Source organism: Streptococcus sp. sy004 (genome assembly GCF_007859205.1).
Taxonomy (GTDB): domain Bacteria; phylum Bacillota; class Bacilli; order Lactobacillales; family Streptococcaceae; genus Streptococcus.
Genome location: NZ_VOHP01000001.1, coordinates 108,774 through 121,131 on the forward strand (window position 1 = coordinate 108,774; position 12,358 = coordinate 121,131).

The 12,358-nt window shown below is 40.3% G+C and carries 10 protein-coding genes; all 10 read left to right on the forward strand.

The annotated features are described in order from the left end of the window. The first annotated feature begins 10 nt into the window (after positions 1 to 10). The 10 genes from FRX54_RS00685 (at position 11) to FRX54_RS00730 (ending at position 12,113) form a co-directional block, all read left to right on the forward strand. The gene (locus FRX54_RS00685) at positions 11 to 1,645 is read left to right on the forward strand and encodes a phage tail tape measure protein (protein ID WP_146459939.1); all 1,635 of its coding nucleotides are present in this window, start codon (positions 11 to 13) and stop codon (positions 1,643 to 1,645) included. Further along, a complete protein-coding gene (locus tag FRX54_RS00690) occupies positions 1,605 to 4,277 on the forward strand; it encodes a hypothetical protein (protein WP_146459941.1) in 2,673 nt (890 codons plus the stop codon). Before FRX54_RS00685 ends, FRX54_RS00690 begins: the two co-directional genes overlap by 41 nt. A 3-nt stretch (positions 4,278 to 4,280) precedes the next feature. After that, on the forward strand, positions 4,281 to 5,003 hold the full coding sequence (locus FRX54_RS00695) for a phage tail protein (RefSeq protein ID WP_146459943.1): 723 nt from the start codon (positions 4,281 to 4,283) through the stop codon (positions 5,001 to 5,003). After that, on the forward strand, positions 5,004 to 7,214 hold the full coding sequence (locus FRX54_RS00700; protein ID WP_146459947.1) for a phage tail spike protein: 2,211 nt from the start codon (positions 5,004 to 5,006) through the stop codon (positions 7,212 to 7,214). A gap of 90 nt (positions 7,215 to 7,304) precedes the next feature. Then, the gene (locus FRX54_RS00705) at positions 7,305 to 9,962 is read left to right on the forward strand and encodes a gp58-like family protein (protein ID WP_146459950.1); all 2,658 of its coding nucleotides are present in this window, start codon (positions 7,305 to 7,307) and stop codon (positions 9,960 to 9,962) included. Between the two features lie 11 nt (positions 9,963 to 9,973). After that, positions 9,974 to 10,198, forward strand: a complete 225-nt coding sequence (locus tag FRX54_RS00710) for a hypothetical protein (RefSeq protein WP_146459953.1) — start codon at positions 9,974 to 9,976, stop codon at positions 10,196 to 10,198. After that, on the forward strand, positions 10,198 to 10,563 hold the full coding sequence (locus FRX54_RS00715; RefSeq protein ID WP_146459955.1) for a hypothetical protein: 366 nt from the start codon (positions 10,198 to 10,200) through the stop codon (positions 10,561 to 10,563). Before FRX54_RS00710 ends, FRX54_RS00715 begins: the two co-directional genes overlap by 1 nt. Before the next feature lie 13 nt (positions 10,564 to 10,576). Next, a complete protein-coding gene (locus FRX54_RS00720) occupies positions 10,577 to 11,005 on the forward strand; it encodes a hypothetical protein (RefSeq protein WP_146459958.1) in 429 nt (142 codons plus the stop codon). Then, complete coding sequence (locus tag FRX54_RS00725) at positions 10,998 to 11,222, forward strand: phage holin (protein WP_146459961.1); 225 nt, start codon at positions 10,998 to 11,000, stop codon at positions 11,220 to 11,222. Before FRX54_RS00720 ends, FRX54_RS00725 begins: the two co-directional genes overlap by 8 nt. 141 nt (positions 11,223 to 11,363) lie before the next feature. Continuing rightward, positions 11,364 to 12,113: an SH3 domain-containing protein gene (locus FRX54_RS00730; protein WP_146459963.1), complete on the forward strand. Its 750-nt coding sequence runs from the start codon at positions 11,364 to 11,366 to the stop codon at positions 12,111 to 12,113. Positions 12,114 to 12,358 lie beyond the last annotated feature (245 nt).

Genomic DNA, 12,358 nt, shown 5'->3' on the forward strand with positions numbered 1-12,358 from the left:
AGGAGTAAAAATGTCAACACCTTTAGGGAGTATGCATATCAAGCTAGGTTTGGATAGTTCGCAGTTTGCCAGTAATTTGAATGCTAGTAAGCGAGCAGTTCAATATTTTTCCAAGGAAGCTAGGGCACTAGATGGAGTTATTAAAAACAATGGTAAGAGTTTTACGGCTCTTTCAGCTAAGCACAAGGCTTTGCAGAATGCTCTGGATAAACAAAAACAGGTTTTGGGCCAGTTAAAGACCAATTTTGATAAGTTAGATGCGACAGAGCGAGGCTCATCTCGTTGGGAGCGAGCAGCTGCTGAGATTCAGAAAGAAAATGTTAAGCTAGAGCAATTAAGAGGACAGTTAAACCAAGTTAAGGGAGCGTTGGAGCAAGTTCACCAGCAAAATAGTTTTTGGGGCAAGACAGGTTTAAAACTAACTGATTGGGGCAATAAACTTAAATCTGCGGGTAGTCGTTTGCAAGATATGGGTAATGCTATGGCTCCGGTATCTACTTTACTATCAGGTGGATTTGCTTTGGCAACGAAAAAAGCTCTTGATTTTGGAGGTCAGATGCAAGTGACTAAGTCGCTCTTATCTGATACGGTAGGAACCTCGCAGGAACTAAATGCAGCAACAAAGAAACTAGGAGATTCATCTAAGTCTTGGGCTAAGGAGTATGGTATTTCAACTAGTGAAATCAATGTTGGGATGCAAGAACTCATCAAAGCAGGTTTAGACGCTAACCAAACGGTTGGAGCTATGCCACCAATATTACGAGCAACCAAAGCTACAGGCGAGGATTTTAATACGGTCATGGGAGCGACTACTTCTATCATGAGCCAATTTGGATTGGTGTCTAATGACACTAATCAAATGTTGAAAAATACGCAACGAGTAACAGATAGCCTGTCTTTTGTAGCTAATAAGACTAAAGCAGGTTTTGGAGATATGGGATTAGCTATGGAATATGTAGGACCTGTAGCTAACTCGGTAGGTATGGAAGTTGAAGAAACAGCAGCTGCGGTTGGTATTTTATCTAATGCAGGTATTGAAGGACAAAAGGCAGGTACAGTTTTGCGTGGAGCTTTATCCAAACTTTTGAATCCATCTAAAGCCAATGCGGATGCTTTTAAAAAATTAGGCTTTTCAGCAGAGGAATTTCGTTCAGGAGCAATTAAGTTACCTGATGTATTAGATCGAATTCGACAAAATACAGAAGGGATGACTGATGCTCAAAAGGCTGCTCTAATTGCACAGGCTTTTGGTGTGGAAGCTCAATCTGGAATGAATACTTTGGTTAATGAGGGTGGTGCTGCTCTACGTCGTTTGACTGAAGAAACCAAGAATGCTGGTGGTTATACGGATCAGTTGGCAAAGAAAATGTCAGGTTCTGCCCAATCTGGTGTCGAACGTTTTAAGGCGAGTTTGGAAGTGCTCCAAATTAACATTGGCGAGAAGTTACTTCCAATTTTAACTTATTTTGTAGAGAAAGCAGACCAATTAGTGAATTGGTTTAGTAAGTTAGATGAATCAACTCAACGTTGGGGAATTGCTATAGGAGCTATTTTGGCAATTAGCTACCCAGTGTTAAATATTTTAGGAAATATTGTCTCTGTAGGTGGTAGTGTTTTTTTCTATTTTTGGGAAGTTAGCTACTAAATTAAGTGCAATAGGCAAGGCTAAAGCTGCTGTGGATACTTTGACAGGAGCCAAGGTTGCAATGGAAGGAGCGGGTACTGCTTCAACTGTTCTATCTGGTGGTCTTAGTATGGCAACGCTTGGCTGGGGTGCATTAGCTGTTGCTGGTGTTGCTGCAGTTGGGACTATTGCTTATTTTGGACAAAAGGCTCTAGATGCTAAGAAAAGGACAGAGGAGTGGGGAACGGCAGTCAATGAGGCTCAAGCTAAGGAATTATCTGGCTTTAAAGAAAAGGTGGATGAGAGTACTAGAGCTATGGCAGCCTTTGGTAATGGAGGACGTCAGGAAGTCGGAGATGTCCGTCGTGCTTTCTCTGAACTACGAGATGAAGTTAATCAGTTAGTCGATAAAAACTTAGCTAAGGATATAAAATTGGCCAAGAAGCTGGGCTTGTCAGATGAAGAAATTCAGTATATGAAAGACAAGGCTAATCAGACAAAAAGTGTGGTCAGTAAGATGTCTGATGACGTTATCAATGTCTATAAAAATGCCAATAGTCAGCGTCGTTCCTTATCAGAAGAAGAAAAAGCTATTGTTTTGTCAGCTCAACAGGCTCTTATTCAAGAACAACTCAGTCAGTTGAAATATTCGGGTAAGGAAAAAGAAGCTATAACTAAGGCCATGAATGGTCAGTTGGATGATTTGAATCAAACCCAGTTGACTAAGGCATTGGCAACAACGAAGCAATGGTTAGAAGCCGAAAATAAGGAGTACAATAAACGGAAGTCATCTTTAGAACGTTTATTTACTGAGGGAAAGATTAGTCAGGCGACGTATAATCGTGAGTTAGAGGAATTACAGGCTGAGCATACGGCCAGAATGGATGCCTTTGGTGAAAAGTATATAGCTATTCGTAAAAAAATGGCTGAAAATGTCAAATTTGGAGGTAATGCCCAAGCAGAGTCTGCTTATTGGTCAACGATTGAAAAAGAAATGACTAGACTTGGTTTGAGTTATGATCAACTACAAACTAAAATGCAAGAAACTGCTACAACTGCAAGTAAGTCTTCCTCTATGGTGTCAACCTATTGGCAGGGTATGAGTGACGAAGCAAGTTCAGCAGTAGCCTACTGGAATAGTATTGTTCTTGATACTAAGACAGGAAAGGTTAAAACCAATGCAACAGAGGAAATTGCTAAGGCTTTACAGGCAGAAGGTGGTTGGGAGGCGATGCAATTATCTCTCAAAGAAGGACGGATGACAACAACTGCTAAGATTGCCGTTGGTGAAGCTCTACAGGCTAATGGTCAATGGGAGTCTTTGTCTCCTAGTGAGAAAGCATTGGTAACAAATAATCGTCCTGCTTTGGTAGCGATTTTGGAATCAACTACTATGCTGAATCAATGGAATGCTTTACCTGAGTCGGTGAAGAAGATTTTAGGAGAAAATAATAGTTTTCTAAATAGTGCTGATGGTGCTAAGCGAGCACTTGATACTTGGAATCTTTTGCAACCTTTTCAAAAAGAAATTCTAGCTAAGGATTTGGCTAGTGGTGAGGCAGGTAAGGCCCAACAGGCTATCAACTCTTTGACAGGGAAATCTGTTGGTTTAGAAGCTGATAGTAATAATGTGTTGACTAAGGTTTTAGAATCTAGTACAGCCATTAATGGTTTAAAGCAGACGAATGTACCTAGTTTGATAGCTACAGATAACACAGGTCAAGCAGTGACTAGCGCGAATGTATCTGTCAATAGTCCACGTCAGAATGCACCAGTTGGCTTATTTGCTCAAAATAATACAGCAGGAGTAGTTTCTTCAACACAAGCAGCAGTCAATAGTCCACGTCAGAATGCACCAGTTGGTTTATTTGCTCAGAATAATACAGCAGGAGTAGTTTCTTCAACGCAAGCAGCAGTCAATAGTCCACGTCAGAATACACCGATTGGTTTATTTGCTCAAAATAATACTGGCCAAGCGGTTGCATCTGCTAATGCAGCGGTTAATAGTCCAAGACAGGGGAGTCCAGTTGGTATTTGGGCTAGTGATAACACAGCTTCTGGGGTAGCTTCTGCCAGGAGTTCGGTCAATTCTGTTCGAGATAGAACTGTAACAATTACAACAATTTTTAAGCAAATCGGGAAAGCTCTAGGTTTTGCTAAAGGAACAGCTAATCACCCAGGTGGTCTATCGCTTGTCAATGACCAAAAAGGTTCACTATATAAAGAGTTGATTACCTTACCGTCAGGACAATCATTTATCCCAGAGGGACGTGATGTCTTGATGGATTTGCCTAAAGGGTCTAAGGTTTTGCCTGCAAAACAAACTCGATCATTGATGCTGGGTAAGTATATCCCAAGGTATGCTAAAGGAGTTGGTTATTCAGCTGATGCTCCTTTATTTAAGTCATTAGATAGAGCTGAACAAACGCTATCCCAACAAATTTTAGTGAAGTCAGATAATCAAGATATTGTAACTTTGTTAAAGTCAATCTTAGGTATCTTAAAAGATAGTAGAGCTAGTCGTGATCGTATTTCAGTTGATGTAAGTGGGCAACTATCTTATGCGACAATGGACTATGAGGAGGTGGCTGAGCGAGTGGGTCAGCTTCTGGCTGAGGAGTTGCAACGTCAATCACGTTTGAGAGGAGTTTAGAAGATGACGACGTTTAATGAGTTGGTAATAGACGGTGTGAGAACATCGTCTTTTCCTTTTCAAATTATTATTAAAGAGTCTCCTTCATTTGATTTTAGTGAAAGTAAGTCTCAATTGTGGGAACATGAAGGTATTAGTGGAGCAATTGTGCAAACTAACAAGCGTCGTTCTTTAATCAAGAAAGAATTTACTTTCCAAATGGTCAATCCTAGTGAAGTGGAATTAAATCGTTTTATGGCTTTATTTACAAGAGAAAAGTTTTGGCTTGAGAATGAGCAAATCAAGACAACTAGATGGTGGTGTTATAAGGTAGAGGGCATTAAGACTGTGAGGGAAACAGCAATGTTGACAGTTTGTCAAGTAACTTTTATTTGCCACCCAACTAAGTTTTTTAAGACGACAGATAGGCAAGTTTTGATGAAAAGCGGCGTGTTAAGACCTCAAGGCTCTGCTTTAGCTTTTCCGACTATTATAGTAAGAGGTGAGAGCACGTCTGAGACGTCGTTTACGGTGGGAGAGCAAGTGATTGTACTTGAAAAGTTCTCAGAATCGCTTGTGATGACCAATAATCCTGACCAACCAAGTCTAAAAACGAGTAGTGGAAAATTAGTTAGGTGGAAAGGTGATTTTATCACGATAGATGCTAGTCAAAATCAACCAATTGGTGTTGTTTTGGGACCAGGTATTCGAACTTTAACTTTTGAAACAGTTTGGGGGTGGGCATGAGTGCTTTTTTTATTAGATAAATCTATTAAGACAGTGAAGTGGAATGGGATTCCATTACATGAGGCCAGCTCTGCTGTAGTTAAGGAGGAGTTAAATGGTGATTTTGTTTTAACGCTTACCTACCCTATTACAGATTCTGGTATTTATCAATTACTTAAAGAGGACATGCTGATAAAAGCACCTACTCCTATTTTGCGAGAACAACTTTTTCGGATTAAAAAACCTATAGAGCAAGATGATCGTGTTGAGATTACAGCGTATCATATCTCAGATGATATTATGCAACGCTCAATTAAGCCAATGTCTGTAGTAAGTCAGTCTTGTGGGGTTGCTTTGTCACAAATGATTGAGCAGGCTAAAGCAGATATAGCTGATTTTTCTTTTGTTAGTGATATCATGACTAAGTATACTTTTAATACAACTGAAGATAAGACTTTGTATAGTATCTTGTTGGAAGGGAAACACTCGATTATTGGTACTTGGGAAGGTGAGTTAGTTCGGGATAATTTTGCCATGTCAGTTAAGCAAAATCGTGGAGCTGATCGTGGAGTTATTATCACGACTCATAAAAATCTAAAATCTTACCAACGAACGAAGAATTCTCAAGAAGTGGTGACACGGATTTATGCGAGATCTAGTTTTAGAGAAGATGGAGCCGATGAAGATACTGTTCTTCGTGTGACGGTTGATAGTCCTTTAATTGGTCATTATCCTTATATTCATGAGAAAGAGTATGAAAATAATACCGCTAAAACTCTAGATGACTTGAGAAAATGGGCAGAGGGTAAATTTAAGTATGAAGGTATTGATAAGGTAAGTGACCGCCTAGAGATAGAAGCTTATGAATTAGATGGTCAAGAAGTCCATCTTGGCGATATGGTAACTATTAAGAGCCGTAAACATCAGATTGACGTGAGTAAGAAGGCAATTGCTTATGAATATAATGCGTTGACTAAAACTTATATTTCCTTAACTTTTGATGATTACTCTGGAATAGGTGGTCTAGGTTTGGGAAGTGGAGTTGTTGCAGCAGCAGATGCAATTTTTAATCAAACGGTCATGGGTCAAGAAGTAGTTCTTGAGCGGGCCATTAAAAATGCGGAAAGAGCATTTGATACTAATTTTAATCAGAAAAAAGAAGAACTAAGGCAAGCGATTGATCAGAGTCGGGCTACTGCTCAAGTATATATAGATGCTGTCAAGCAAGAATTGGGAACACGATTTAGTGAAGCAGATAGACGTTATCAAGCGAATTACATCCAGCAAAGCCAGCAGTTAAATCAATTACTGAGTAAAGCTCAAGCAAGTCAATCCCTAGCTGAAGAAGCTAAACGTTTGGGTCAGTCAGCTAAGGCTGATGTCACAGAAGCCCTAGATAAGGCTAGACAGGCCAAGACAGAGGCAGTAGTTGAAGCTCAAAGATTAGTGACAACGGAACGTCAAGCGACGGAAACCAAGCTAGCAACTGCTAAGAGTCAAGCGATTGCTGAAGCACAGCGACTGGTTAGTCAGTCTAGAGCAGTCTTAGATGCTCAATTATCAGAAACTAAGACGGATTTGGTCAAAACAAAGGAATCTATTCAATTATTGGCCAAAAAGACGGATGTTGATGCCACTAAGCAACGCATTAGTCAGGTTGAAAGTGACGTGCGTGTGCAGGCAGACCAGATTGCACAACGTGTGAAAAGAAGTGAGTATGACCAAACGACGCAACGACTTTCTCAGACAGAAAGTGCAGTAACACAATTAGGCAATCGTATTACCACAGAGATTAGTGAGACAAAGGCGTTAATCCCTAATCGTTTTGGTAGTCGCAACTATGCAGAAGACTATGATTTTTCACGAGGGTTATGGAAGTACTCTCAAGGTGATTCCACTAAGGCTAATTGGGCAGTTGTTAATGGTGTTTATACCGTTTCTGGAACAACTAATGCCTGGAAGCAATATCAAATCCATTCAGATAGTGGCAGTCGCCTTGGTGGTGAGGCTGATAGTTTGGCACTTTTAGAGCTTGACGTTGGAGAAACTTACACCTTATCTGTTGAAGTGAAAGTCAATTCAGGTAGTGGTCAGTTCTGGTTAGAATTACGGGATAATGGCTTAGCTGATTACAACAATACGGTGACGCATTTTGGAGGTAGTCATCAGCTGATGACGGCTACTAGACAGTGGAAACGTTATAGTATCACTGGTACCTTGAAAGAAACTTAGGATTTTGGCCATCGACGTATTATTTTGGGTTATTCTGCCATTGGTTCTGTTTCATTTAGGAAAGTTGAATTAACGAAAAGCTCCCAGTATATGGACGCTGGTCCAGCCTTGGAAGATGTTCAACAGGATATTAGTTCAGTTAAAACGACTATTACCCAAACGGCAGAAGGTCAGGAACAACTCTCAAGACGGATTAGTCAAACCGAAGATAAGGTCAGTCAAGCAGATACTCAGATTAAGCAGTTAGTGGGAGAAGTTAGCTCAAAGGTTTCTCGGACTGATTATGACCGTCTGAGTCAGACGGTGACTAATTATGGTACGACATTGACCCAGACTGAAAAAGCACTAGCCCTTAAAGCTGAAAAGACAGTTGTAGATCAAGTAAAAGGAGTTGCTGAACAAGCTCAAACCAATGCTAATAATGCAGCTGCTACGGCTCAAGCCAATGCTCAGCGTATTCGTCAAACTCAAGCCGATTTACAAGTAGCGTCAGACGCTATTCGGACTAAGGTGTCGCAAACGGACTTTAATCAAGCAACAGACCGTTTAAGAACAGCAGAAACCTCAATTGATACCTTGGCAGGTCAGATTGTTACTAAGCTATCACGAACGGAAGTGGAGCAAGCCATCACTAATAAGGGGTATCAGACTCAAGGTGATGTTGAACGCCAAATCAATGCTAAGGATTTTGTGACGGTAAGGACGCTAACCACAAGACTTGAGCAATCAGAACAGGGTTTAACCAGTCGTATCAGTCAGGCAGAAGCGAGAATGCTAAGAGAATACTCAGGCAATCTTTTGGTAGATAGTGGCAGTGGCTGGACTAATCTGCACCAGAAAGATTTTGTGATCAGTGAGCCTATGTATAGTGGGTCAACCTATACTATTACGTCAAGATGGTGGCGAAGTGATAATAGTCGGCTGAACTTTGGCATTCGTCGAAATGCCAGTGATAGTTGGCAATGGATTGACCTGACTTATGACCGTCAGATTGACGCATGGACGGCTACCTTTACCTTGACCAAGAGCCTCAATGCTGGTGATGTAGTGTCTTTCTTTACGATTGAGCCAACTGGTCGAGGTAGTGCAGCTTGGGCAACCTTGTCTAAGGGGTCTATTCCCTTGTCTGTTTGGGAACCTAGCTATAAGGAGTTGGTCACAGAGACTAAATTTCATGAAGTTAAAGACACTGTAGATAGCCATAAACGAACCATTGCTGAGCAAGGTCAATCGATTAGCCAAGTGGTGCAAACGGCACAAGGTTTGGTGAGCCGAGTTGCCAGTCTAAGTCCATCTAACCTGGTTTATGATCCGACCTCTTACTCTAAATATCGAGAACGAGAGCCTAATTCTAATCTGTCACTGATACCAACGACTAGCAATTATAAATTGTTACGCATTACTCAAACCAATCGGACATCTAGTGGTTGGCGTGGTTTTCAAATGCCGTTACATACTCAAACGTTTGTTTCTGGCGAAAAATTGAGTTATCGGGTTAATTTGTGGGTAGATACCTTGCCAGATAGGCCGATAGGTTTTGAGATTAAGGCTGGTGGAGCTATTGGGTCATTCACCATTCGTCCGACTCGAACAGGAAGTGGTCAAATCTTTACAGGTACCTTTACTGTCAATCGTACGGTCGTGACGACGGATGACTATGCTTTGCATGTTTGGTTAGAACGTAATGGTCAGGTAGCAATTGGGCAGTTGATGATTGTTCGTGGAGATACGCCACCAGAGAGTTTTGTAGATAATACATCTTCTCAACAGATTGCCACAGAAACGCAGATGACAACGTTAGCTGGTTCTTATGCGATTAGGAATTTGATTTCTGCGGGTTCGTTGATTTCAGGAATTAATCTTGGAGCTAATGGTTATAATCGAATTAGTGGACGAGCTACTCAGATTACAGGGGATACTTTAATTGATAATGCTGTTATTAAGTCCGCCATGATTGATAAGTTAAAAACAGCTAACTTTGAAGCTGGCAGTATTTCAGGAGTTATCTTATCAGCAGACTCAATTACAGCTAATCAGTTACAAATAGACCAAGCTTTTTTCAATAAGTTGATGGCTAACGAAGCCTATCTTGGACAGCTATTTGCCAAGAATGCTTTTATTAGTCAAGTACAAGCCATTGATTTATCAGCTAATCGTATTGTTGGAGGTGTTTTAGCTTCGACAAATGGAGCCTTACGGGCAGATTTGAATAGCGGAGTCATCAATTTCTTTTCTGAAACGCCTGCTTTACGACGACAAGTAAATGGTTATGGCAATCAATATATCAAGTTTGAGACAGGTGGTTTTACACGAGATGGTAAAACAGGCTATCGGGCTAACAAGACGATTATTGGTTCTAATCGAAGCAACTCAGAAAGTGCCGAAGGTGGTGATTTTGCAGGGTTACGAATCTGGAATATGAATCATAGTGATGGTAGTACAGCAGACTTGATTGACGTGGTTGGAGATACAATTGCTTTCCAAGATACAGCAACAGGTAAAACACGTTCACCTTGGATTTTAGAGACTTATACTCCAACAGGAGATATTCACTTTTATCCTAGTAATGATAATGGGAGACGTCATCACTTGGGGACTGGTGGGAATAAATTTAAGACGATCTATGGTGAGTCAATTTATGGTGATAATCTTTATGTCCAAGGTGTACGTGTAGCACAAATGTTAAAAGATTTAGCTTTACATGTGGGCTATAAAGGTAATGATGGTTGGGTTGATAGAATTGGTTAGGAGGAAAAATAATGGACGAACAGGCACAACAGGCTTTTAGTTTAACGATTGAGGACTTGACTGGACAGTTAGCGACAGCTTTAACAACTAAAAATTTACTTATGATTCAATTATCCGAGTCAGAGCAAATTAAACAGTCCTTAATGGATAGTAATCAATATCTTCAAGCAAGAGTGGATGAGTTGGAAGCTCTGCTTGATGAAACAACGACACCAACTCAAGAAGGAGAAGAATAATGAAAGAAACTAATACAAGCACACTACTTAATATCTCAGAAATACCTCAACCTTTTGATCTAGCAACAGCTTTGACCTACATGAAGGAAAATAGTGAGTTTGTTCGTTGTAAGTCATCAACACAGGATTTTTATATGTTTATTGACATGCAAAAACGTCCTGCTATCGTTAATGGTCGACGTCAATTTATTACAGTTGAGACCATTTCAGTATTCAATCAATGGGGAAGTATCACGACTAATGTGAATATTACAGATATGTTGAATGAAGAGTACTGGATTATGCGATTCGATGAAAACGGTAGTCCTGATTGGTCAGACCCTAATGTAGCAGAAATAGCAGAAACAACTGGATCAGAAGACTAGAAAGCGTGATGTGATGAATCTACTAGATTTAATAACTGCTTATGCCCCAACTATTGGGGTCATTGCGACTGCTTTTTTTGGCTATAAGGCTTCTTCAAATGAAAGTACGGGTAAATTACGTTTTGAAGAATTGAAAAGTAACCTCATCACTATCAAAAGTGAAGTGGACAAGGTTAAGGAAATTGGTCATCAAAACAATCAGGAAGTTAAAGAAGTCAATGATAAGCTGGAGCTTCATGATGAGAGTCACCTGGTTGTTTTATATAATCGTCTAAAAAAAGATATTGGTCTAGCCGTTAGCCGAGGTTACACGACTAGTGAGGAGTTTAACTTCATTAGTCGCATGTACACCAATTATCAAGCTCTTGGTGGTAATGGCTATATTTCTAAACTTTATGAAGACTTTACTCATCTATCAATTAAGGAGGAGCATTATGATTAACTGGAAAGTCAGATGCAGGCGAAAGAGCTTTTGGCTCTCTTTGTTTGGCTTGTTGCTATTATTGGCTCAACAACTGGGTGTCAAACTGCCTGACAATATCTCAGAGATTGTCAATACTTTGTTGTCTATTGCAGTCTTGGTTGGGATTATCAACGATCCAACGACAGCAGGATTGTCAGATAGTGAGCGAGCCATGAGCTATGATAAACCGAAATGATGTCAAAGTGATATTAAGTATGCTATGTTTGGTGTTGCCAGGCATAGCGATTGTTTATTTAGTCAGTAACTTATTAGCCATTTGGGAGTTTTTGAACTTCCTGTGGCTGATAAGTTTTTTAATTTTAGAAAGGATATGAAGATGACAAGTGTTGTAGAAGTTGTTAATTGGGCAAAAGGCTTGGCAGATAGTGGCCAAGGTGCAGATATTGACGGTATGTGGGGGACACAATGTGTGGATATTGTCAACTGGGTGACGACCAAATATTTTGGTAAAGCCTTGTGGGGCAATGCCATTGATTTGATGGCTAGTGCTGAAAGCCACAAATTTGAGTGTCACTATATGCCAACTGCAGCTAACCCACGAACAGGAGCTGTCTTTGTCATGTCTGTGCCAGATCATGGTTTTGGTCATACTGGTTTAGTGATTGAAGATAGTGATGGCTATAGTATGCGAACGATTGAACAAAACATTGATGGCTATTCTGATGTCAATGGTGATGGCATCAATGATCAACTGCAATTTGGCGGTCCAGCTCGTTATAATACTCGAGATTTTACTGGTGTGATTGGTTGGTTTTATCCACCTTATGACACAGCTCAACCAGTTATTGATGAACCGTTGATGACAAGCAATCCACAAAAGCTCAAAGATGAAAAAGGAACGTTCACTGTAGAAGTTGCAGCATTAAATGTCCGAAATCAACCAAGTTTATCAGGGGATATTCAAGCAGTCTATGGTAAGAATATGACCGTCAACTACGATAGTGTTTATCAATCTGACGGCTACATTTGGATTTCTTACGTCAGCTATACAGGAGAGCGTCGTTATCTCGCTTGTGGTAAAGAGAAGAACGGACGCAACATTGCACCGTTTGGGTCGTTTAAGTGATAGAATAGAAAGGTTAAAAGCAGTAGTCTATGGCTACTGCTTTTTTATTTTATCTCATTTTATCTAGCTATTTCTTGACAGGTGACGATATGATATGTCATAATGAGGATGAATAAGAATGGTAAGTACCCCTTTCCTTTATTCCGACCTATCAGTCGTTAAACTGAGTGATTTATCTATGGTGACATAGACATATAGCAGAGGCACGCTATATGGCTTGGCAGAGCTTAAAAACTGTTCCCTGG